This window comes from Paenibacillus sp. 05T425, from assembly GCF_056396205.1.
Genome location: NZ_JBFTLA010000006.1, coordinates 150248 through 171648 on the forward strand (window position 1 = coordinate 150248; position 21401 = coordinate 171648).

Consider the following 21401-nt stretch of genomic DNA (forward strand, 5'->3'; position numbering starts at 1 on the left):
TCCTTAGTTCAATAAGGCGAGAAGCTGCTCAACAAGCTCCCCGCTTTGCGTCTTCGTCCGACATATAATTAAGATCGTATCGTCCCCGCAGATCGTACCCATTACCTCCGGCCACTCCATGTTGTCGAGAAGCGCGCCGATTGCATTCGCTGTACCCGGCAGACATTTCATAACAACCAGATTGTCCGTAAAATCAATATGTACGAAATGATCGAGCAGAGCCCGCTTAAGCTTATGAACCGGATTCTGGCGCTGCAGCTCTTGAGGCAGCGAATACTTATACTTTCCTTCGCCGGCAGGCACCTTAATTAGCATAAGCTCCTTCATATCGCGAGAAACCGTAGCTTGTGTAACATGCAGCCCCGATAGGCGCAGCGCTTCAACGAGCTCGTCCTGCGTCTCAATAACTTGGTTCGTAATTAAATCTTTTATCTTGAATTGGCGAATACCTTTCATAAAAACCTCCGAAGCCCAGTGGGCTAAATATGAAAATGAATCTTGCGTATTATTCTTTCCTTCGCGTCCACAAACAACACGCCTGAGCATTGAGGCAGCAAGAGCGCATAGACGAGCAGCCGATCACGAACGCCGCTGCCTGTCCAATCCATCGGCATCCGTTCACGAGCCGACTTCACAATATACGTCTTGTTGTCCATTTCCGCAACATAATCAATATATAACCGGCTTCCGAGCTCTTGACCGTCMAATTCAACGGCAATAGGAATCAAATGCTTGCCTGACACAACCTCGTACCCGAACCGCTCCAGCAACAAAATATTCTCATCATTGGGAGACAGCGTTCCGCCCTTGCCGAGCTTGAGTCTGCTTACACTTGACGGGGCATGAAGCCACCTATAGAAAGCTCGGAACATCCAGATAAGCAGCAAGCTGCCTGCTAAGAGCATGATGAACCAATCACCGTATTGCGACATTAGCAGCCCTCCATTGCTATAAATACCGACCATAACATAATGGTTCGATATCAGAGGGCCATATTCCTGTCTTAGCCTTAAATACGTTCAAATAAAAGCGAACGCTTGTTTGGTGTCTTTAGTTTATCAAATCATAGAACATATTGTAAAGAAAAAAAGATGCCCCAGCAGAACTGATCTGCTCGGCATCCTTCCTGAATGCTTTTATTTTTTGCCGCTGGAGAATGTTGAATTCGCTTGCGCTACAAGACCCTCCACGTCAAGCGACCCCGGCACAACAGCCCCAGCCTCGCCGCTCCAGAGCCAATAAGCAAGAAATTCGATATTTCCTTCGCCGCCCGTAATCGGTGAGAACGTAATGTTCTGCAGCGTATATCCGAGTTCTGCTGCCATGTTTAATACGTTATGAATGACTTCCTTATGAACGTTGGACTMGCGGACAACACCGGACTTGCCAACTTTCTCCCTGCCTGCTTCGAACTGAGGCTTAATTAAGGCGACAATTCCAGCACCAGGGGACAGAAGCGTCGCTAGCGTTGGTAATATAAGCTTAAGCGATATAAAGGAAACATCTACGGTTGCAAAGGATGGCTGTGGTCCAACCAAGTCTGCCGGTTGCATATATCGGAAGTTGGTTCTTTCCATAACTCCTACCCGCTCATCTTGCCGCAGCGACCAATCTAGCTGATTGTAACCTACATCAATCGCGTACACGTAGGATACTCCATTCTGGAGTGCGCAATCCGTGAACCCTCCGGTAGAAGCACCTATATCGAGCATAACGCGGCCGTTTAATTCAATTTCGAACGCTTTGATCGCTTTCTCAAGCTTCAAACCTCCGCGACTTACATAAGGGTGAATAGCCCCTTTCACCTTAATGTCTGCATCGCGGGCCACTTTCATGCCGCTCTTATCGATTGGCTCGTCATTAACGAGCACGAGCCCGGCCATTAATGCTGCTTTGGCCTTCTCCCTGCTTTCAAAAAAACCGCGCTCCACGAGCAGGACATCAATACGTTCTTTCGCTATCGTTGTCATCGTTCTCCTTAATGCTTTCCTGTTACACGCTTGATGCGGCGCGGCATCATTTCTTTGAACTCCGTAGCAACGCGCTCAGCCGTAAGTCCAACTTCTTCACGCTGCTCCTTAATGGAACCATGCTCGATAAAGCGGTCAGGCACACCGATAATTCGGATTGGCAAGCCATACTTGCCACTCAGGGAATAAAATTCCAGCACGGCACTGCCTAGTCCGCCCATCTCTGAGCCTTCTTCCAGCACGATCATTTGCTTGCCTTCGGCAGCCAGATTCAATAACATCTGCTCGTCGAGAGGCTTAATGAAACGAGCATTCACAATCTGTATGTTATGGCCTTCGCGCTTCAACAATTCAGCAGCTTCTTCAGCAACTTGAATCATCGGTCCCAGCGCGATAATGACACCTGAATCGCCTTCTCTAACCGTCTCCCACTTGCCGATCTCAAGTGGTTGCGGATTAGGATCAAGCGGTACGCCTACGCCATTAATGCGAGGATAGCGCACGGCTATCGGCCCTTCATTATACTCAACTGCAGTTACAAGCATACGTCTAAGCTCATTCTCATCCTTAGGCATCATAAGCACCAAATTAGGCACATGCCTTAAGAACGCAATGTCGTATACGCCATGATGCGTTTCCCCATCCGGGCCTACGAAGCCGGCACGGTCAATCGCAAAAATAACGTTTAGATTTTGGCGGCAAATATCATGAACGACCTGATCGTATGCCCGCTGTAAAAACGTCGAATAGACAGCATATACCGGCTTTAGACCTTCCATAGCTATTGCTGCGCACATCGTAGCGGCATGCTGCTCGGCAATACCGACGTCAATCATTCGTGTCGGGAATTGACTTGCAAAGCGCAATAGACCCGAACCGCCTGGCATAGCCGGTGTAACGGCAACAATTCGCTCATCCTTCTCGGCAAGCTCAATAATCATATCGCTGAACACATCCGTATAGACCGGAGGTCCGACTGCCTTCATGACTTGACCCGATTCAATCTTATAAGGCGTAATACCATGCCACTTAAACGAATCGGCTTCCGCAGGGGAGTAGCCTTTGCCTTTCACGGTAAGCACATGAACAAGCACAGGGCCTTGGATATTATCTGCTTGACGCAGGATATCGAGCATCTGTTCCATGTCATGACCGTCGACAGGACCCAAATAGGTTAATCCGAATTGCTCGAACAAAATACCGCTAACGAGCAAATATTTCAAGCTGTCCTTGAATCGCTCCGCTGTCTTAGCCAGTTTCCCGCCGATTGCAGGAATTTTGTTAAGCAGCTGTTGAAGCTCATCCTTAGCTTTCTGGTAATGCCGATCCGTGCGGATTTTGCCCAAGTAGTGATGAAGCGCTCCGACGTTCGGTGCAATAGACATCTCGTTATCATTCAAAATAACGATCATTTTTTTCTTCTCATGTCCGATATGGTTAAGCGCCTCTAGCGCCATGCCGCCCGTTAACGCACCATCGCCGATAACGGCAACGACGCGGTTGTTCTCGCCCTTCAGATCGCGGGCAAGCGCCATACCCATTGCAGCTGACAATGACGTGCTGCTATGACCGGCTTCCCATACGTCGTGCTCGCTCTCCGCGCGCTTTACGAATCCGCACAAGCCCTTGTACTTCCGCAGCGTATCGAATTGATCTTTGCGTCCGGTCAATATTTTGTGCACATAGGATTGATGTCCGACATCATAAATAAACTTATCTTCTGGACTATTAAATAAATAATGCATGGCAAGGGTCAGTTCAACGACTCCCAAATTGGGAGCGAGATGACCACCCGTAACGGATAGCTTCTCAATAAGAAATTGCCGTATATCGCTCGCCAGCTCATTAAGCTGCGACACTGACAAAGCTTTCAAATCTTGAGGCCCGTTAATATGGTCAAGCAGCAATTTACTTTCCTCGCTTTCGCGGACAGCAGATTTACTGTCCCATGAACGTCTACATCTGAATACTAGCAAGCTCGAATGGGAGCCCCGTTCGATGCGTATACTGTACAGTTTAACATACAGTAAACGTATTTCCCAATACTATCAATACTTGAACCGCGATTAGTGATCGCGCTGCACAAGATAATCGGCTATTTCGAGCAATCGATCCGGTGAAGCAAACTCCGCTTCAAGTATCGCTGACTTCGCTGCTTGCGTAAGTCGCTCGACTTGCGCCTTGCTCTCTTCCATTCCGATTAGAAACGGATAGGTTACCTTGTTCTGCGCTACATCGCTGTTCGTTTTCTTGCCAAGCTTCTTCTCGTCGCCAATCAAATCAAGAATATCGTCTTGAATTTGGAAGGCCAATCCGATGTTCCGGCCATAAACCGATAGAAGCTCAAGCTGCTTCGGCGTAGCACCGCCGATACGCCCGCCCGCCGTAACACAGAATACGATCAAATCGCTCGTCTTATGAAGGTGAATATACTCAAGCTCACTAATGGACGTAATCCCTTGCTCACCGAGCATATCGGCTACTTGACCCCCGACCATGCCTGGCGCGCCGGCAAGTCTCGCCAAGTCTCCAACGATTGCAAGCGCAATATCGGCAGATAGTCCGCCTTCATTCGCCGCTTGCGTAACCAAATAGAAAGCATGGGTCAGAAGCGCGTCGCCGGCAAGAATCGCCATCGCTTCTCCGAACACTTTGTGGTTCGTCGGCTTGCCGCGGCGGAAGTCATCATTATCCATCGCCGGCAGATCATCGTGAATGAGCGAATACGTATGAATAAATTCGATCGCGCTTGCAACGGGCATCGTCTGCTCACGCTTCGTTCCCTCGCCGCCAGCAGCTTCCGCCGCAGCTAATACGAGTGCCGGACGAAGGCGTTTGCCGCCCGCTTCCAGCGAATATTGCATGGCATCGCGAAGCTTCTGCGGCACATCCCACTGCGCGGGAAGCGAATGCGTAAGGGCTGCTTCTGTCTCAGAAGCGCATTGTGCCAAATAGGCTATAATTCCGTCTCTCTGACTCAAGCTTATTCTCCTTTATCGTCGTTTGAAGGCGCAAACGATTTTTTCTGAAAGCCCTGCTCCGACTCCATTAGCAGTTCGATCTTGCTTTCGACCTGTTCAAGCTTGCCGCCGCATAGCTGCGACAGCTTCATCCCTTCTTGAAACAGCTCAATAGCCGCTTCTAACGGAACATCGCCATTCTCAAGCTTAGCTACGATTGATTCCAGCCGTTCCATCGCCTGTTCGAAGCTAATTTCCTCGTTTATCGCTGCTTTCACCGCTTCGTTCTCCTTCCGTTGACCTAACCTCACAGTCCAACTGACCGTCAGCTAGCTTTACTTTAATCAAGGCCCCTGTCTCCACTTCGCTTATCGATTTGATCAGCTTCCGTTCATGCTCGTCATAAACGAGGCTATAGCCTCTCGACATCACTTTGAGGGGACTTAAAGCATCCAATTGCTTCATCATATTATATAGCTGCATCTTGTTGTCTTTCACATAAGCCGCCATCGCTTGTTCCAACCCTTTGGAGGTGCTCTGCAGCTGCTTAGCTGCGAATGCAACCCGTTCGCCAGGATGGTGTGCTGCAAGCGCTGTCTGTTGCCTCGCAAGACGCGTATAACCTCGATCCGCTATGCGCTTCATTCGAGATTCAAGCCGTTCCCGCAGACGATCCAGCCGCTGTGCTTGATCCAACATATATTTCTTAGGATGAACAAAAAAAGGAGAACGCCGCGCTCGCGCCAATCTCTCTCTTCGATCCTGCAAAGCGTAACGCAACGCTTGTTCCATACGCTGCTGCTTCCGAAGTAACTGCTGCTTCAGCTCTGCCACATGAGGCACAGCCAGTTCAGCCGCTGCAGTAGGCGTCGCAGCTCGCAGGTCGGCAACAAAATCGGCTATCGTGAAATCCGTCTCATGTCCGACTGCACTTATGACGGGGATTCGAGAAGAGGCTATGCTGCGGGCAACGCTCTCTTCATTGAACGCCCACAGCTCCTCTAACGACCCGCCGCCGCGGCCAATAATTAATACGTCCGTCTCGCCGAAACGATTCATTGCTTCTATCGCTTTCACAATTGAAGGCGCTGCCTGCGTTCCTTGAACAAGAACGGGGTATATGTATACCGGAATAGAAGGAAACCTTCGTTCCAGCGTTGTGATAATATCGCGTACAGCAGCCCMGGTAGGCGATGTAATGACGCCTATCGCACGCGGCAGGAAAGGAAGTGCCCGTTTGCGCGATTCCGCAAACAAGCCTTCCCCTTCCAGCTTCGCTTTCAACTGCTCATAAGCGAGATATAGGCTGCCAATGCCGTCTGGCTGCATCGCAGTGACATAGAATTGATAGTTGCCGTCCCGCTCGTAGACGGATACATTGCCTCGTGCTAACACCTTCGAGCCTTCGCGAGGAATGAACGGCAGACGCTGATTATGCGAAGCGAACATGACAGACTTAAGTCTGCTGTCGCTATCCTTAAGCGTGAAGTACATATGACCGCTGGAATGATGCGTGAAATTCGATATTTCGCCTCTAAGCCATACATCGCTTAACAGCGTATCTGAATCCATTTTCATCCGGATATAACGATTTAATTCTTTGACAGAGTAGACACGAGGCTGATTCGCCACTGTTCTGGTCACTCCCCGATTCCATTAGCTCGCTTAGCTGAAGTAATCGTATTTTGCATGAGCATCGTAATCGTCATAGGGCCAACTCCGCCGGGAACCGGCGTTATGTATCCCGCAGTCTCCAAGCAATCATCATAATCAACATCGCCAGCTAGCTTGCCGTCAGACAAGCGGTTAATGCCGACATCAATAACAATGGCGCCCGGTTTAACAAACTTGCTGTCGATTGCCTTCGCTTTGCCGATGGCCACAACCAAAATGTCCGCTTGCTTCGCCAGCTCTTCCATGTTAGCCGTCTTTGAATGGCATACCGTTACGGTTGCATTCTCGCGAAGAAGAAGCATCGCTACCGGCTTGCCTACGATATTGCTTCGACCGATGACAACGGCATGCTTGCCCGCAATATCGACGCTGCTGCGCTTAATTAGCTCGATAACGCCAGCAGGCGTACATGGAAGCAGGCTATCATCGCCGATTACGAGATTGCCTACGCTCTCGGGATGGAAGCCGTCAACGTCTTTATCGACGCGAATCGAATCAATTACAGCTTTCTCATTAATATGCTTCGGCAGCGGAAGCTGCACGAGAATGCCGTTAATCGTCTCCTGATTGTTCAGCTTGTCGATTAACGCAAGCAGATCAGCTTCGCTCGTATCTGCCGGCAGGCGATGAACCTCGGAATAAAACCCAAGCTGCTGACAAGCTTTCTCCTTCGAACCGACATATACTTTCGAAGCTGGATCTTCTCCAACCAAAACAACAGCTAACCCAGGAACGATACCTTTTTCCTTAAGGGCAGCCGCTTCTACGACCATTTCCGAACGGATAAGATCCGATATTTTTTTGCCTTCAATAATATGTGCGCTCATTGCATTCGTCCCCTTCAAATGTCATTAGAGTACTCAATCATTCGTCAATCTTTTGTCAGGCAATTAAGACTTAAGCTCGTCCAGTTCCGATAGAAGCTTGCCGAGCACGCCATTGACGAACTTGCCCGATTCTTCCGTACCGAAGTGCTTCGCCAGTTCAATTGCTTCGTTGATAGCCGCTTTAGGAGGCACATCATCGCGGAATACCATTTCGTAGCAGGCTACGCGCAGCACCTGACGGTCAACACGCGACAGCCTGTCCACTTGCCATCCCGTCAAAAATTGCTGCAGCATGCCGTCGATTGCCTGCTTCCGTTCAACGACGCCAAATACAAGCTCGCGGACGAATTCATCGGTGCTTCCCACTTCAGACGGATTTGCGCCGATCTCATTTTCTTGACGCAGCTCGTCCATCAGCATGTCAATAGCCTCTGAGGCTGTTACTTCATTCATTTCCAGTTGATATAGGCTGGACACTGCTAATTCTCTTGCTAATCTTCGTTTCATATGACCTCCGCGGCAGCTTAAATGCCGATTTAATTTCTAACATGACTATCTAGAATCGAAAAAACCTATGATCTCCTCCCTGCCCGTAAACGAGCATTGGTCCGGTTTGCGGAGTAAGGAGGAGACCACAGGATCATCTGTACGGCCGGAATCTGTCAAGTAGCGAATCCCAAAGCTTTTGCCAAGGCAATAAAGGTCCATCGCTTGATTCTTTGTGCTTGCCAATCCAATATCCGATCGATACGAGAAACCCGACAACGAGCATATCCCAGAAGCCGCTTATTAAATATATAATGCCCAATAACAATCCTGTTGCCGCGCCGATTATCCGTTTCCAATAGGCTGCCCACAATTGTTTCCATACCACTTGGAAGCCCACCTCTATTCCACGCGACTCTTGAACGTGCCGGATTGAATGACATTAGCGACATATACAGCCACATTCATAACCGGGATACCGGCTATTTCTTCAATATGCTCCTTAACGGAACGTTGTATGTCTTCCGTTAATGTCGGAATCGAGCTTTCCCCATCGACGACTGCTCTTAGGACAATGTCAAGACCTGCATCAGTCGCACGTATGCGGGAGCGCAAATCCTTCACCCCGCGATGACGCGATGCAGCCTTAAGCGACAGATTCTCAATCGTTTCGAGCGAGATGCGAATATCGCCAAACTCCGTACGTTGATCAATAGATGGAGGTAGCGCAGAGCCTCGTTTAACCGATACGACAAAAAATCGCAAGCTTAATACGAATAAAACGATTCCGAGTACTGCCGTTGTAATCTGAAGCGAATCGTAACGGTATAGATCGGAAATGAAATCGTTCATTGAATCTCTTGTTACAGCGCCGAATCCAACGCACAGCAGGATGACGGAAATTAATCCAACCACGATGCTGTACAGAAATAGAAACAGCTTGTCCATGACTTTGACCATGCGCACCGACTCCTCCCGCCAAACCGAATGAAAACCCCCTTGCGCCGAGCGGCATGCCCATACACGAGGGGGTTGTACGGAATTCAATTAAAAAAATAACTATTTTACGCGTTGTTGCTGATCTTCTTCTACCGGTTTTTCCGCCTGTTTGAAATGTACATCGTGAATATGTACGTTCACTTCAACGACGTGCAGTCCTGTCATCATCTCGATCGAACGCTTCACATTACGTTGAATCTCCGAAGCGATCTCTGGAATACGATTGCCGTATTCAACAATAATGGACACATCAACAGCTGCCTCGCGCTGGCCTACTTCAACCTTTACACCTTTGGACAAGTTTTTGCGGCCAAGCAATTCGGCGATACCGCCTGCCAGTCCACCGCTCATTCCCGCAACGCCTTCAACCTCAATCGTCGCAAGTCCTGCAACAACCTCAATAACCTCTGGTGCAATTTGAATCGTGCCAATATCCGTTTTCTCATATTCAGCAGCAATAATACTCATGATGGTTGTACACCTCCCTAAAGTTGCGCGTACCCGGTAAAGCCGAGCATTTGACCGCATCTTATTTCTATACTATAACATTCGCTACGTTTTATGACAAACGTAACGACTTGTTCACAAGTAAGGTGAAACGGTTAGCACCGTCCTCTGGAGGCAGACGCGTTTCATTCCGGAAAAATATAAGCTTAGTATAAGTATAAAACTTATAAAGTCTTATATTTTTAGAAAAGTTTAGGCCTCTGGGGAATTAATATCATGCTCTTCAAGGAACTTGATATCAAAATCGCCTTTGACAAACTTCGGATGATTCAGCAGCTTCAGATGGAACGGAATCGTCGTGCGAATGCCTTCAATGGCAAACTCGGATAATGCCCGTTTCATTCTCGCAATCGCTTCTTCACGCGTCGATCCCCATACGATCAGCTTCGCAATCATAGAATCATAATGCGGCGAAATCGTATAGCCAGGATATACGGCGCTGTCAATCCGAACGCCCGCTCCGCCTGGAGGCAGATAAAACGGGATGTTGCCCGGCGACGGCATGAAGTTCCGCTCGGAATCTTCCGCATTGATACGGCACTCGATCGACCAGCCGTTAATATGCAGATCCTCTTGGCTAAAGCTGAGCGGATTGCCCTCTGCAACCGAGATCATTTCCTTAATAAGATCAACGTTCGTGATCATTTCCGTCACGGGATGCTCAACCTGAATACGTGTGTTCATCTCCATGAAGTAGAAGTTGCCGTCTGGACCAAGCAGGAACTCGAGCGTGCCTGCACCGGAATAATTAACGGCGAGCGCGGCACGGACAGCGGCCATCCCCATTCTCTCGCGCAAGCCTTCCGAGAGCACCGAGCAAGGCGCTTCTTCTACGAGCTTCTGACGTCTGCGCTGCACGGAGCAATCACGCTCGAACAAGTGAACGGCATTGCCGTGCTTATCCGCCATAATCTGAATCTCAACGTGCTTCATACCCGTCAAATATTTTTCTAAATATACGCCGGCATTGCCGAACGCTTTCTGTGCTTCTTGCTGGGCAGTCGTAATTTGCTGGATAAGCGATTCCTCGTTGTCCGCAATACGGATGCCTTTGCCTCCGCCGCCGGCCGTCGCTTTGATGATTACCGGATAACCGATTTCACGCGCGATCGTAATCGCTTCATCCATGTTCTCGATCAAGCCGTCCGAGCCAGGAATAATCGGCACATCAGCAGTTTTCATTGTTAGCTTGGCAACCGCTTTATCGCCCATCTTGCTAATAGCCTGCGGAGAAGGTCCGATGAACGTTATGTTGCATGATTCGCAGATTTCGGCGAAGTCGGCGTTTTCAGCCAAGAAGCCGTAACCCGGGTGAATCGCATCACATTCCGTAATGGTTGCCACGCTCATAATATTCGTTAGGTTCAAGTAGCTGTCCTTCGACGCTGTCGGCCCGATGCAATAAGCTTCGTCAGCCAAACGAACGTGAAGCGAATCGCGATCCGCTTCCGAATAGACGGCAACCGTGCTTATTCCGAGCTCTCTGCAAGCCCGAATGATTCGAACGGCGATTTCACCGCGATTTGCAATTAATATTTTTTGGAATTTCACAAAGGAACCCCTTTCAACAACAGTTTCCCTATTAGGTATTACAGCTTACTCCGGTTTAACGAGGAACAGCGGTTGTCCGTACTCGACAAGCTGACCGTTCGTTACGAGTACTTCTACGATCTCGCCCTTCACTTCGGCTTCAAGCTCATTCATAAGCTTCATTGCTTCGATGATGCAGACGATGCTCTTATCCTGTACGCGGTCTCCAACGCTCACGAATGCGGCTGCATCCGGTGACGGGGAGCTGTAGAACGTACCAACCATTGGCGACACGATTTTGTGCAGGTTGTCTGTTTGCGGTTTGCTAGGCGCTGCTTCCTGTGCTGGAACAGCTGCCGGAGCTGCGGCTTGAACAGCAGACTGCTGAATGCCTTGAGGCGGCAATTGCGCATATGTATACGTGCTTGGAGCCGCTTGCACATTCACCACTTCTGTTTTGCCAGGCTTGCGGATAAGCAGGCGCGCCCCTTCGTTTTCAATTTCCAGCTCATGAACGGAAGTTTGATCAACCAGTTTGATCAATTCTTTAATCTCGCTCAATTTGAACATGAATAGATTCACTCCTTAAGTTTGCGGGTAGCAAGCAGCGAGATTTCGCCAGCCACTACGGCTTATTGTTGCCACACGTTCCCAATGTTCACATAACGTTAAACATTATATCATAAACCGTCCTGAACACGAATCATTTTTTCTGACAAGCCTTCACCTTGCGATCCTGCAAACGAGAAAAGCCCCGTTCTCCGACGGCACATTGGCCGTACGAAGCGCGGGGCTAACATCATTTCAAGCGCTTATGCAGTTATGCCTGCGGCTCGTATTGTACCGAGATTTGGTCGGCCTTCAGTTCCAGCTTCGTCATGACAAGCTCCATGATGGCAGCCGCTTCGCTGCGCTCCAGCTTCTCGCTCGATACGACAACGTTATACTTATCGTTCTCCTCATCGATGACGACCATTTCGTATTGTTTCTGCAGTTCTTCCTGCAGCTCGGAAATCTTCGCGTATTTCGCCTCCACGCTCTCCAGCTGGCCCGCAGCTTCTTGACCTTCGTCCGGGTTCGTGAGCACGTTGCCTACTGCGGCAAGCGCCTTGTCTGTCTCCTCTACCTTCTGTTGATCTTGTTTGGCAGTCAGCTCACTGAAGATACCGCCGTCCGTATAGCCTTGCGCCTCCACTTGCTCAAGAGCTGCCTTCTCCGCATCCGTTAACAGCGAGTCATCTGAAGGCTGCTGCACATCGTCAATGACCAGTTCGTTTCCGTCAGTCGATACCTCAGTTGCGTTTTTGCCGCCTTGCTCCGTTTGCGTGTTGTCCGTTACGAGATCAGGCGATTCAACGTCCTGTGTGAATAAATAATACGCCGACAATACCACCATTAAGCTTAACATCGAAACGAGCCACACCGTTTGTCTTTTTGTGTTCATGAGAACACCCTCCCCAACTGATCAATTTTTTAACGCTTGCTAGGCACTACAGATATGCGGTTAACGGACACGCTCACGCCTTTTTCTACGGCATGAATGATGAGCTTCCTCACCGTCTCATTCTCCGCACCCTCAGCTACGATGAGAATGCCGCGAATGCGCGGGTTAATCGTCTTCGTAATAATCGGCTTCTGGTCGCCGGATACCTCGTAGAGAACGACTTGCCCTTCCTTATTGATGGAAGTAATATGTCTTCGTCCGCCGTTCTTATCGTTCTCATCTTGGATTTGCTGCGATTCCTGCTCGTTTTGTTCGACGACAATCTCTTCGGTTGCATCGACCGTTACGAGCACATTAACCGTACCCACCCCGACGATTTTCTCCAAAATATCTTTGAGCCGCATCTCAAGCGGCTGCTCGATAGCGCCAAATTTGGAATCGAACGACGAGGCTCCGTTGCTCCAAGCTGCTTCTTCTTGAGGCGGCGGATTCTCATCCGGCGTTTGCGGATCGACCCTGTTAAACGTCAGAAATGAATTCAAGATCATCAGCGCCGCTCCAATTCCGCCGACGATAAGCAATATTCGCAGCGTCTTCACTCGCTTCGGGCCGCTTGGGCCGCCGCCGACCGCCGATTCTATGCCTTCCAGCCATTTGGCCACCGCGCTGTTCCTCCTCATTCGCTTCTATGTCCAAGGGGTCAATATTATTGCTCATTAACTTGTTGTCTTACGACAATAGCTTTAGCCGCTATTCCCCAGCCTTCCGCCATCAAGCCTCGTATCGCTTGCTCCTCAGCGGGAGCAGCCGATTTCCAGCCTTCGTCCTCCGAAGAATCCGAGGCCGGTGCCGAGTGATCGTCCTTCTCCCCGTCAGCTCCAATTTCGTTCTCTATATGGATGTCTATCGCAATCGCCTGCACCTCCTTGACAGAGTTCGAATCCTCATCTCCTGCCTTCGCGGCGTCTTTCTCTTTTGTTGCAGCCTCTAAGGAAACTGTTACTTTGTCCAGACGAGGCGTCCGAACACCTGCATCCGAGACCCAACTCAGTTCCGCGTCAACTTCTGATACGGGGGCATTCAACTGCTTCACCAGTTCACTTTTAATCGTTTTTTCCAACGTGATTTCGGTCAGCTTGGCAGCTTCTTGATCACGTTTCTCGGTAAGCTTCTGCGCATTCTGATTAATCTCGTTCATCCCCTGCATCTTCAAGCTTTGTTCGGCTGCTGATTGCGTCCAAGCAGAGAGCCCTTCGTCCAGCATCGAGTTCATATCGGTCTGCAGCAACTTCATAATCGGAGACATAATCGTCAGCAAAATAAAAAGTCCGACAACGAGCCGCACATACCGCAGCATCGCTTTGTTTGGCAACAGCAGTTCAACGAAAACGGCGATTAGGATGACCGCTATGATGTCTCTAAGCCAATCGCTAAGCCAAGCAACCATCGCCTACTCGCTCCCTCCTATCTGACCATCATTGCGGCGTTGCCGGCTGTCAGGATAATCGTCACCGCCAGGAAAAACATCAGACTCACGGCCGCAAGCGCTGCGAACACATATATCATCGTTTTCCCAATCGTCTGCAGGCAGGTTACGATGGGCGAATCGCCAAGCGGCTGCATGATCGCTCCTGCCAAATTGTAGATGAGCGCAAGCGTCATTATTTTGATCGCTGGGAATGAGCTGATGAATAACAGGATAATAACCCCGGCTAATCCGATTGCATTCTTCGCCAGCATTGAAGCCGATATGACGGTATCTGCAGCACCCGAGAACATTGGACCAACGACGGGAACAAAGTTGCCGGCTACGAATTTGGCAGTCCTGAGCGTAACACCGTCCGTCACCGCCCCGGTTGCGCCCTGTACGGATATGACGCCAAGGAAGATGGTGAGCATCGCTCCAAGTACGCCAACGCTTACGTTGCGAAGCAAGTTCGCGAGCTGCGTCACCTTGAACTTGTCGGTTAAGGCGCTCGTAATATGGAGCACGGCCGAGAAGAACAGCAGCGGAAATACGACCGTATAGATCAGCGTGCCGACTGCGTGTATCATGAAAATAATAAGCGGATGAAGCACCGACACCGACACGACATTGCCCATCGAAGCCAGCAGCGTCAAGAGCAGCGGCACCATCGCAAGCATGAATTGAATCATGCTCTCGATCGCTTCCCTTGCATAGCCGATTGCGACGTGAAAGCTGTTGACCGCAATAATAATCATGACCATGTACGTAATGGAGTAAGCGACCTTACTGACGGCATTTCGTTCGAAAGCGTTCTGCAACGTTTCGAGAACCATGCTGAACACCGTCAAAAGCACAATCGTGACGAGCAGCCGCCCATTATAGAGCACTTCATGCAAGAAGTACTTCATGATGCCCTTCAGCACATCGGTTAGCTTAAGCCCTCCGCCGCCAGGCATAATCATTTCCATGAAGCTCGGCACACGCTGTTCGGGAAAGTAACCGCCATATTCGCTGCGGAGCTTATTCCAATAGCTCTCTACCGCGTCTGTATCGAGCCCGCCGATCTGATCAGCGGCCAGTTCGTTCGTCAACTGCTCCGACTGGCTCGTCCCGGCTGCAGCAGGCTCTTCTGCATAGATGCCGGCTTCTCCCGACACCGAAGGCACGAATGAGAATAGCAGTACGGCCGCCATCACGGCGAGCAGCAGCTTGGCCCGATCTAAGGTGCTGGATATAGTCAGCATAGGCATCAGCTCCCTGCCGGCAGTAAGCCGATCACTGTCTCGACGATGACGCTTATGATCGGTACGGCCATGACAAGGATGAACACCTTGCCGGCGAATTCTATTTTTGACGCGATGCTTTCCTGCCCTGCATCTCTCACAATCTGCGCTCCGAACTCGGCGATATAGGCAATCCCGATTATTTTCAAAATCGTCTTCAGGTAAATGGACGGAATGCCCGACCGATTGGCCAGATCCTCAAGCACCGTGATGACGATGTCGATCTTGCCGATCAGATACAGGAAGATGAACAATCCCGTAAATGCCGTAAGCAGGAAGGCGAACATCGGCTTCTGCTCCCGTACGACAAGAATGAGGACGGTTGACATCAGGCCGAGGCCGACGACTTGAATGATTTCCACTTCGTTCACCTACTCGAATGCGTCTAGCTGCAGACGTCTACTGGAACAGAAATATCGTCTTAATTTCTTGAAAAAGGTCGTTCAACAGTCTTACAACCATCAGTAAGACGACAACAAACCCGATGAGCGTTACCCATTGCGCCATATCTTCCTTTCCCATTTGCTTCAGAACCGAATGGATCATTGCAATGACGATCCCGATGCCGGCAATTTGGAAAATCGCGCTCACATCCATGTTCATCCGTACGGCACCCCATTACACCATCAATATGACGATCAGCGCTGCGATCAATACGCCAAGGCTTTTCCACATTTTCTCATAGCGACCTTGATCGTCTCTGGCTGCATCCTCTTCCGATTTCAATTGCAATAAAGCTAGCCGCAAATGCTTCATCTGATCCTCTTTGTCGCTTATACCCAGCGTTGAGCCAAGACGCAGCATAACGGCTTGCTCGCCTGAACGCATCGAGGTGTATGGCCATTGCTCGTTAACGGCTTGCTCCCAGCTTTCGCGGAATGATTTCTCATCGCCTTGCCACACCCCGCCCGCTGCACTGCGGAACAGCTCGGACAACGGTGCGGGCGAGGCTTCCGCCGTTCGTTCGAGCGCCTCAGGAAGCGGCGTATGTCCGTAGCCTATCTCCGTCTCCAACCGTTGCAGCGCATGAGCGAGCTGCCTAAGCTGCTTCGGCCGATCCGCAAATCTAGCGGCCTGCTGGAAACCGATCATCGTGCCCGCGATCAGGATGAGAACTGCTCCAAGCAGCTTAATCACGGCTCACCAGCTCTGAACCGGCTGCTAGTGCTTGCCTCGCGCCGAGATGAAGCAACGACCGGGTCAAAGGTGTCATACCGCTTGCCGCCCGAAGCTACAACGCGATGCATAATTCCATCTGCCGTTCGCTTCAGTTCAACGACGTTAGCGAAGGTCCCTTCGTCAAGGAGCTTCTGAAGCACCGGCCTTCCCCGCGCATCCTGCAAATCGTACGCGTGCGCGGTCGCTACGACACTAACACCCGCATGACTCGCCTCCCGAATCGCTTCGCCATCCTCCGGACGACCAATCTCATCGGCGATGATAACCTCAGGAGACATCGAGCGAAGAAGCATCATCATTCCCTCTGCTTTCGGGCAAGCATCCATGACGTCGGTGCGAGGCCCAATGTCGAACGTCGGAATGCCCCTCATGCATGCAGCAATCTCTGAACGTTCATCAACGATGCCAACCTTGCGCCCTTGCCAGCCCTCCAGATCGCTTTGCTGCCAATAACCGTAGCTGACCGATCTCGCAATATCGCGGATGAGCGTTGTCTTGCCTTGCTGCGGCGGTGCTAGGATGAGCGTCGATAGCAGCGTCTTGCGCGACTTATCCAGCAACTTAGGCAGCAAGTGTGTCGAAGCTCCGAGTACTTCTCTTGCGATTCGGATGTTGAATGCCCCGATATCCCGAATTCCTCTTACCGTCCCGCCGTCCAAAATCGTTCTGCCAGCAAGTCCAATTCGATGGCCGCCCGTAACGGTAATAAAACCTCTTCGCAGCTCTTCTTCCATTGCATACAWGGAATAGTTCGTAATTCTCTCAAGCAGCTTACGGCATAGATCGCTGCTCGACTTATACGTATCGTCCGTAGTCGATTGCCGGAGCGATCCGTCGTTTGCAACAAAGCGGGATTGACCGCGAAAACCAACTTCGAGCGGACGTCCCTCCCGGATTCGTATTTCCTCTAGCTGCTCTTTAACCTGAGCGGGAAGACGCTCTAGCAACGACTTTAATTCAAGCGGCAGCAAATGTATGACTCGCGACAGCATGCTCATCACTCCTGGATGTTTGTCCTCTCGTAGTTCCAATTGTATGCAGATAGGGCGAAAATATGACTCGCCCACGCAATTGCTAGAATCTATTATTTTTTCAAAATACCGATCATTAGGCAGATGATACCAATCGCAACCCAGGTGAACTTCGCCGGCGAGAGCTTGTCTGCCATACCGATTAGTCCGATTGTCGTCGTGGCGAGCAGGATGACGGGCCCGACAAAAGCGAGCGATGAATTGATGATTAGCGCCTTGTCGATTTGGTTCAGCTTCAACATGAGCAGGGCGGCGCAAATCTCGATCGTACCGGACATTAACCGAAGCGACGCCATCGACAATACGATTTTGTTCAACACGTGAAATCAGCCTCCTTTCCAATAAGATGCTATTACCTATGCTTATGCTTGCTTGTCTCTATTTCATGCAGGGCACATGCCTAACAAATGACGCATATAGTAAACCATTGGATTACAATACTGTCCCAAGCAAAGCGCGGGCAAGGAGACGATCGTCATGACTATTGCATCAGCCACGGGCTGGAATCGACTATTGCAAGATCCTAGCGGCAAACGGGCTGCTAGCCGAATGAACCGATTCGGACAAACGATGGTGATCGACAAAGGGATGGGCTTCCATCAGTTCGCTGATTTCGTGCAGCTAGCCGGTCCGCATGTCGACATCGTTAAGCTAGCATTCGGCACTTCCGTTCTCTATACGCCCGAGCTGCTTCAGCAGAAGCTCACGCTGGCTAGAGAGCAAGGACTTATCGTTATGCCTGGAGGCACGCTTCTGGAGGCTGCAGTTGCTCAGCAAGAAATCGGTTCTTTCATGGATACGGTATGTCAGATGGGCTTCAACGGCATTGAAGTGTCAGACGGCACGATCGAGCTGGACCGCAAACGAAGAACCGGCCTTATTAAAGAAGGCATTTCCAGAGGACTCCACGTCATTACGGAATATGGCAAAAAGGCAGCGGGCTCATTAATCGATCCCGAGGAGCTAGCCTTCACCGCGGAATGTGACTGGGATGCAGGAGCTATGCTTGTAACCGTTGAAGCTAGAGAATCCGGCGTAGATGTCGGCTTATTCGATGAATCCGGCAAATGCAGGGACAGCATGCTGGAAGAAGTCATTAGCCGGGTTGCGGAGCATAAGCGGCTCATGTGGGAAGCGCCGCAGAAGCAGCAGCAGGTTCATTTGCTTCGCTATTTCGGCGCTGACGTGCATCTCGGGAACATTGCGCCTTCAGACGTACTGGCGCTGGAGGCTATGAGGCGGGGCTTGCGCTCCGACACCTTCGAGTTCGGACAGTCGGATACGTTCTTTTATATGATTTGATGCTTTGGCTATGACTGCGAGGTCTATAACAATAGCCGAAGGAGAGGCGGAGACGAGACGATGCAAGTGCAAGTCATTTCAAGCGTTAATGAGGCCAGTTCGGCCAAGTTCCATCATAAAACGGCAATTATAATCGATGTTCTGCGTGCTACGAGCACGATCATTTCCGCAATAGAGGCTGGCGCTTCCTGTGTCCTCCCTGCGGAAACGGTTATGGAGGCGCGCGCGCTCCAGAAACCGGGCGACCTGCTAGGAGGTGAACGATTTTGCCGTAAAATAGCAGGATTTGATCTAGGCAACTCGCCTGATGAATATTCCGAGCAAAATGTAGCTGGCAAACGCGTCATCTTAACGACGACAAACGGAACGAGGGCCATTCACAAATCGATGAGAGCGGATTATGTACTTACCGCCTCGTTGCTGAATGCCGAAGCAAGCGCCAAAGCAGCGCTTGACCTGCGCCGAGATGTCGTGCTGTTATGCGCGGGCAGCCATGATGAATTCGCTATCGAGGATGGTTTATGCGCCGGACTTGTACTGAACAAGCTGCAAGAGCTTGGCGGAGGGCCAGTAGAGACGGACGACTTCGGAATCGCTATGCTCGCGCTTTATCGCAATCGGGCAAACCACATTGTCGAAACCTTGTTGAGTGGCATGTCGGGTAAACGGTTATGCAAGCTTGGCTTCAAAAAAGATGTCGAAGCCTGTGCGGCTGTCGACGTCTATCAGACCGTTCCAAGGCTGAACGGGGATTTGTTGACGAGAAGCTAGAGTGACATATTGACGACCGCTTGTCCATATAATGAACTGTTCAAAGGCCGCTTATCAGGTGGTTTGCTGGACATATCATTGTTCGAGGAGTCGTTGGGGATGGTCGGTGAAATTATATTAGTAGGCTTGATTATAATTGGTTTAGTTGGCCGATCTCCGATCATCGCCACCGCCGCTTGCCTGCTACTCGCAGTTAAGCTCGTTCATTTGGAACGTTTTCTACCTGCGATTGAAAGGCGAGGTTTGGAGATTGGCTTATTATTTCTAACCTTCAGCGTACTCGTCCCTTTCGCATCGGGACGGATCCAGTCGAAAGAATTGTTAGCGGCGCTAAGCTCCTGGCCAGGCTGGCTCGCCCTGCTTGGCGGCGCTGCCGCCACTTATATTAACGGCAAAGGGCTCGAACTGTTGAAGGTCGACCCTCAGATCATTGTCGGGCTTGTGCTAGGCTCCATCGTCGGCATCGTCTTCATGCGCGGCATCCCTGTCGGGCCGCTTATGGCTGCCGGTATTACAGCTATATTGTACAAGCTGTTTAAGCTTATGGGCGGGTAGCTGCATGATTTCCGAATAATGAAAAAAAGCCCGCTCGGCTGATACCGACGCGGGCTTGCTTAACTTATGATTGCGATTAGCGACGGTCCTGCGGTCCGCCTACGAATACTTGCTCTGCCGTGTCGAGGTCGTATGCGGTATGAAGCGCACGTACAACTTCGTTCAGCGGCTCTGCTGAAATAACGCAGGAGCATTTGATTTCGGACGTGCTTACCATTTTGATGCTTACGCCGAGAGAAGAGATCGCCGCGAACATTTTCGCAGCTACGCCTGGATTGCTGACCATGCCTGCGCCAACGATCGACACTTTGACTAAATCTTCCTCGGAGCTTGCTTCGCGATAAGGGAAAGAGGAGCGAATGCTCTCGATTACGTTAATCGCTTTGTCCTTGTCGTCACGCGATACCGTGAAGGAGAAGTCTGCTTTGCCGTCCTGCACGCCGCTTTGAACGATAATGTCAACGTCGATGCCGTTGCCCGCCAACGCTCCGAATACACCAGCAAGCACGCCAGGAATATCCTCAACGCCGATAATGCTGATTCTAGCTACATTTTTGTCAAACGCGATGCCGCGAACGACCACGCCTTGCTCCATGACCGCTTCCTCCTTTACGCTCGTACCTTCATTTTGGGTAAAGCTGGATCGAACAACCAGCTTCACATTGTTATGCTTCGCATATTCCACTGCTCGCGGATGCAATACTGCCGCTCCAAGATGGGCAAGCTCCAGCATTTCGTCATAGGAAATTTCATTCAGCTTGCGGGCATTCTTAACGACGCGCGGATCAGTCGAATAGATCCCGTCAACGTCGGTATAAATCTCGCATACGTCCGCTTTGATAGCAGCTGCAAGCGCAACGGCCGTCGTATCCGAGCCGCCGCGGCCAAGCGTCGTTATTTCGCCTTCCTCGGTCATCCCTTGGAATCCGGCAACGATCGCAACATTGCCTTCCTCTAACGCTTTGAACAGCCGGTCAGGCTGAATATTGGTCATCTTCGCTTTACCATGAACAGCTTCAGTGCGGATGCCTGCTTGCCAGCCCGTGAACGATTGTGCTTTATGACCCTCCTGATGAATCGTCATCGATAGCAACGCGATCGATATTTGCTCACCTACGGTAAGCAGCATATCCATCTCGCGCGCCGGCGGATTCGGATTCAGCTCCTTCGACTGATCGATTAAATCGTCGGTCGTATCACCCATGGCAGAGACGACGACCACGATTTGGTTGCCCTCCTGCTGCCTTTCAATTATACGTTTTGCTACGCGCTGCATTCTCTCCGGTGTACCGACAGAGCTGCCGCCAAACTTCATCACTATCAACGACAAAGCTGTTCACTCCCAACCTTGACATATACATACAAGTCAATATTATAACACAAATCGCAAGCTAATGGGTATATAAACCCACAAA

At 50.5% G+C, this 21401-nt stretch carries 27 protein-coding genes; 3 read left to right on the forward strand and 24 right to left on the reverse strand.

Annotated features, from left to right (window positions below):
- Positions 1-3 precede the first annotated feature (3 nt).
- The 23 genes from ahrC to AC1DF0_RS14820 all read right to left on the reverse strand — a co-directional run bounded on the left by ahrC (position 4) and on the right by AC1DF0_RS14820 (position 17678).
- On the reverse strand, positions 4-456 hold the full coding sequence (gene ahrC, locus AC1DF0_RS14710; RefSeq protein ID WP_442052235.1) for a transcriptional regulator AhrC/ArgR: 453 nt from the start codon (positions 454-456) through the stop codon (positions 4-6).
- A gap of 23 nt (positions 457-479) precedes the next feature.
- Positions 480-932 carry a hypothetical protein gene (locus tag AC1DF0_RS14715; RefSeq protein WP_477574463.1) on the reverse strand — a complete coding sequence of 151 codons (453 nt, stop codon included), beginning with the start codon at positions 930-932 and terminating at the stop codon, positions 480-482.
- A gap of 204 nt (positions 933-1136) precedes the next feature.
- Positions 1137-1970 (reverse strand): TlyA family RNA methyltransferase, encoded by an 834-nt coding sequence (locus tag AC1DF0_RS14720; RefSeq protein ID WP_477574464.1) that lies wholly within the window; start codon positions 1968-1970, stop codon positions 1137-1139.
- Between the two features lie 8 nt (positions 1971-1978).
- The gene (gene dxs, locus AC1DF0_RS14725) at positions 1979-3877 is read right to left on the reverse strand and encodes a 1-deoxy-D-xylulose-5-phosphate synthase (RefSeq protein WP_477574465.1); all 1899 of its coding nucleotides are present in this window, start codon (positions 3875-3877) and stop codon (positions 1979-1981) included.
- A gap of 159 nt (positions 3878-4036) precedes the next feature.
- Entirely contained in the window at positions 4037-4951 is a 915-nt protein-coding gene (locus tag AC1DF0_RS14730) for a polyprenyl synthetase family protein (protein WP_477574466.1), read from the reverse strand.
- A 2-nt stretch (positions 4952-4953) separates the two neighbouring features.
- Positions 4954-5208, reverse strand: a complete 255-nt coding sequence (gene xseB / locus AC1DF0_RS14735) for an exodeoxyribonuclease VII small subunit (protein WP_477574467.1) — start codon at positions 5206-5208, stop codon at positions 4954-4956.
- Positions 5180-6562 carry an exodeoxyribonuclease VII large subunit gene (gene xseA, locus AC1DF0_RS14740; RefSeq protein WP_477574468.1) on the reverse strand — a complete coding sequence of 461 codons (1383 nt, stop codon included), beginning with the start codon at positions 6560-6562 and terminating at the stop codon, positions 5180-5182. Before xseA ends, xseB begins: the two co-directional genes overlap by 29 nt.
- A gap of 8 nt (positions 6563-6570) precedes the next feature.
- Positions 6571-7431, reverse strand: coding sequence for a bifunctional methylenetetrahydrofolate dehydrogenase/methenyltetrahydrofolate cyclohydrolase FolD (gene folD / locus AC1DF0_RS14745; protein WP_477574469.1), 861 nt, complete (start codon positions 7429-7431; stop codon positions 6571-6573).
- A gap of 63 nt (positions 7432-7494) precedes the next feature.
- Positions 7495-7938: a transcription antitermination factor NusB gene (gene nusB, locus AC1DF0_RS14750; RefSeq protein ID WP_442052227.1), complete on the reverse strand. Its 444-nt coding sequence runs from the start codon at positions 7936-7938 to the stop codon at positions 7495-7497.
- A gap of 133 nt (positions 7939-8071) precedes the next feature.
- Positions 8072-8305: a DUF2273 domain-containing protein gene (locus AC1DF0_RS14755; protein ID WP_337101686.1), complete on the reverse strand. Its 234-nt coding sequence runs from the start codon at positions 8303-8305 to the stop codon at positions 8072-8074.
- Between the two features lie 14 nt (positions 8306-8319).
- Positions 8320-8877, reverse strand: coding sequence for an alkaline shock response membrane anchor protein AmaP (gene amaP, locus AC1DF0_RS14760; RefSeq protein WP_442052226.1), 558 nt, complete (start codon positions 8875-8877; stop codon positions 8320-8322).
- A 99-nt stretch (positions 8878-8976) separates the two neighbouring features.
- Positions 8977-9384, reverse strand: coding sequence for an Asp23/Gls24 family envelope stress response protein (locus AC1DF0_RS14765; protein WP_337101684.1), 408 nt, complete (start codon positions 9382-9384; stop codon positions 8977-8979).
- 231 nt (positions 9385-9615) lie between these two features.
- Positions 9616-10974, reverse strand: a complete 1359-nt coding sequence (gene accC, locus AC1DF0_RS14770) for an acetyl-CoA carboxylase biotin carboxylase subunit (RefSeq protein ID WP_442052225.1) — start codon at positions 10972-10974, stop codon at positions 9616-9618.
- A gap of 45 nt (positions 10975-11019) precedes the next feature.
- On the reverse strand, positions 11020-11523 hold the full coding sequence (accB, locus tag AC1DF0_RS14775) for an acetyl-CoA carboxylase biotin carboxyl carrier protein (RefSeq protein ID WP_442052224.1): 504 nt from the start codon (positions 11521-11523) through the stop codon (positions 11020-11022).
- Between the two features lie 250 nt (positions 11524-11773).
- A complete protein-coding gene (locus AC1DF0_RS14780) occupies positions 11774-12397 on the reverse strand; it encodes a SpoIIIAH-like family protein (RefSeq protein WP_442052223.1) in 624 nt (207 codons plus the stop codon).
- A 29-nt stretch (positions 12398-12426) separates the two neighbouring features.
- Positions 12427-13059: a stage III sporulation protein AG gene (gene spoIIIAG, locus AC1DF0_RS14785; protein ID WP_477574470.1), complete on the reverse strand. Its 633-nt coding sequence runs from the start codon at positions 13057-13059 to the stop codon at positions 12427-12429.
- Positions 13060-13103: 44 nt separating this feature from the next.
- Positions 13104-13844, reverse strand: a complete 741-nt coding sequence (gene spoIIIAF / locus AC1DF0_RS14790; protein ID WP_477574471.1) for a stage III sporulation protein AF — start codon at positions 13842-13844, stop codon at positions 13104-13106.
- A gap of 17 nt (positions 13845-13861) precedes the next feature.
- Positions 13862-15109, reverse strand: a complete 1248-nt coding sequence (gene spoIIIAE / locus AC1DF0_RS14795; protein WP_442052220.1) for a stage III sporulation protein AE — start codon at positions 15107-15109, stop codon at positions 13862-13864.
- A gap of 5 nt (positions 15110-15114) precedes the next feature.
- Positions 15115-15510 carry a stage III sporulation protein AD gene (gene spoIIIAD, locus AC1DF0_RS14800; RefSeq protein ID WP_442052239.1) on the reverse strand — a complete coding sequence of 132 codons (396 nt, stop codon included), beginning with the start codon at positions 15508-15510 and terminating at the stop codon, positions 15115-15117.
- A 37-nt stretch (positions 15511-15547) separates the two neighbouring features.
- Positions 15548-15751, reverse strand: coding sequence for a stage III sporulation protein AC (gene spoIIIAC, locus AC1DF0_RS14805; protein WP_337101677.1), 204 nt, complete (start codon positions 15749-15751; stop codon positions 15548-15550).
- Positions 15752-15766: 15 nt separating this feature from the next.
- On the reverse strand, positions 15767-16285 hold the full coding sequence (gene spoIIIAB / locus AC1DF0_RS14810) for a stage III sporulation protein SpoIIIAB (RefSeq protein ID WP_442052219.1): 519 nt from the start codon (positions 16283-16285) through the stop codon (positions 15767-15769).
- Positions 16282-17319 carry a stage III sporulation protein AA gene (spoIIIAA, locus tag AC1DF0_RS14815; RefSeq protein ID WP_477574472.1) on the reverse strand — a complete coding sequence of 346 codons (1038 nt, stop codon included), beginning with the start codon at positions 17317-17319 and terminating at the stop codon, positions 16282-16284. Before spoIIIAA ends, spoIIIAB begins: the two co-directional genes overlap by 4 nt.
- Positions 17320-17411: 92 nt before the next feature.
- A complete protein-coding gene (locus tag AC1DF0_RS14820) occupies positions 17412-17678 on the reverse strand; it encodes a YqhV family protein (RefSeq protein ID WP_337101674.1) in 267 nt (88 codons plus the stop codon).
- Positions 17679-17835: 157 nt separating this feature from the next.
- On the opposite strand from AC1DF0_RS14820, the gene comA reads away from it, so the two are divergent.
- The 3 genes from comA to AC1DF0_RS14835 all read left to right on the forward strand — a co-directional run bounded on the left by comA (position 17836) and on the right by AC1DF0_RS14835 (position 19986).
- On the forward strand, positions 17836-18660 hold the full coding sequence (comA, locus tag AC1DF0_RS14825) for a phosphosulfolactate synthase (RefSeq protein WP_475821489.1): 825 nt from the start codon (positions 17836-17838) through the stop codon (positions 18658-18660).
- 60 nt (positions 18661-18720) lie between these two features.
- Positions 18721-19431, forward strand: coding sequence for a 2-phosphosulfolactate phosphatase (locus AC1DF0_RS14830; protein WP_442052216.1), 711 nt, complete (start codon positions 18721-18723; stop codon positions 19429-19431).
- 99 nt (positions 19432-19530) lie between these two features.
- Positions 19531-19986 (forward strand): DUF441 domain-containing protein, encoded by a 456-nt coding sequence (locus AC1DF0_RS14835; RefSeq protein WP_337101671.1) that lies wholly within the window; start codon positions 19531-19533, stop codon positions 19984-19986.
- A 76-nt stretch (positions 19987-20062) separates the two neighbouring features.
- Here AC1DF0_RS14835 and AC1DF0_RS14840 read toward each other — a convergent pair whose 3' ends face one another.
- Positions 20063-21316 (reverse strand): aspartate kinase, encoded by a 1254-nt coding sequence (locus AC1DF0_RS14840; RefSeq protein WP_337101670.1) that lies wholly within the window; start codon positions 21314-21316, stop codon positions 20063-20065.
- Between the last annotated feature and the right edge of the window lie 85 nt (positions 21317-21401).

Bases quoted from the DNA above. Each gene is read 5' to 3' on its own strand.
- spoIIIAE (WP_442052220.1), bottom strand. From the start codon at position 15,109: ATGCTGACTATATCCAGCACCTTAGATCGGGCCAAGCTGCTGCTCGCC.
- spoIIIAF (WP_477574471.1), bottom strand. From the start codon at position 13,844: ATGGTTGCTTGGCTTAGCGATTGGCTTAGAGACATCATAGCGGTCATC.
- amaP (WP_442052226.1), bottom strand. From the start codon at position 8,877: ATGGTCAAAGTCATGGACAAGCTGTTTCTATTTCTGTACAGCATCGTG.
- AC1DF0_RS14765 (WP_337101684.1), bottom strand. From the start codon at position 9,384: ATGAGTATTATTGCTGCTGAATATGAGAAAACGGATATTGGCACGATT.
- AC1DF0_RS14830 (WP_442052216.1), top strand. From the start codon at position 18,721: ATGCAAGTGCAAGTCATTTCAAGCGTTAATGAGGCCAGTTCGGCCAAG.
- accB (WP_442052224.1), bottom strand. From the start codon at position 11,523: ATGTTCAAATTGAGCGAGATTAAAGAATTGATCAAACTGGTTGATCAA.
- folD (WP_477574469.1), bottom strand. From the start codon at position 7,431: ATGAGCGCACATATTATTGAAGGCAAAAAAATATCGGATCTTATCCGT.
- ahrC (WP_442052235.1), bottom strand. From the start codon at position 456: ATGAAAGGTATTCGCCAATTCAAGATAAAAGATTTAATTACGAACCAA.
- AC1DF0_RS14780 (WP_442052223.1), bottom strand. From the start codon at position 12,397: ATGAACACAAAAAGACAAACGGTGTGGCTCGTTTCGATGTTAAGCTTA.
- comA (WP_475821489.1), top strand. From the start codon at position 17,836: ATGACTATTGCATCAGCCACGGGCTGGAATCGACTATTGCAAGATCCT.
- nusB (WP_442052227.1), bottom strand. From the start codon at position 7,938: ATGAAACGAAGATTAGCAAGAGAATTAGCAGTGTCCAGCCTATATCAA.
- spoIIIAC (WP_337101677.1), bottom strand. From the start codon at position 15,751: ATGAACATGGATGTGAGCGCGATTTTCCAAATTGCCGGCATCGGGATC.
- AC1DF0_RS14835 (WP_337101671.1), top strand. From the start codon at position 19,531: ATGGTCGGTGAAATTATATTAGTAGGCTTGATTATAATTGGTTTAGTT.